We start from the raw sequence: 368 nt of genomic DNA, 5'->3' as shown, positions 1-368 counted from the left end.
ATAGCTAAGGGGATCCACCTGTTCCCATGCCGAACACAGCAGTTAAGCCCTTATACGCCGAAAGTACTCGACTGGAAACGGTCCGGGAGGATAGGGAGCTGCCGGTTAGAAGAAAAGGCCTGCATCGAAAGATGCAGGCCTTTTTGTCGCGGGCCATGAGTCACGGCTTGTTGGTGGAGAGCGAAGAGCCGGTTTTATGAGTCGCATAGCGGCTCGGTCTCGAGTCTTGAGTCTCGAGTCTCGAGCCAAATGAAAAATTTAGGTTCTTTGTCAAATGTTGGGGTAAGCTCCAATTCATCTACCACACACGGACGTGAGCGATTTTTGCTCACGTCTGTTTTTATTTTAATTTCACCATCGAAAGCAGT

The 368-nt window shown here is 49.5% G+C and carries 1 rRNA gene; it reads left to right on the top strand.

The window, feature by feature from the left end:
- Positions 1–107 (top strand): 5S ribosomal RNA (rrf, locus tag ACTQY1_RS11300); the annotation flags it as partial.
- Positions 108–368 lie beyond the last annotated feature (261 nt).

This window comes from Acidaminococcus sp. HCP3S3_G9_1 (assembly GCF_052122455.1).
GTDB lineage: Bacteria > Bacillota > Negativicutes > Acidaminococcales > Acidaminococcaceae > Acidaminococcus.
Note: the sequence above shows the minus strand (reverse complement) of the source record. Positions and strands in the feature narration are given on the sequence as shown.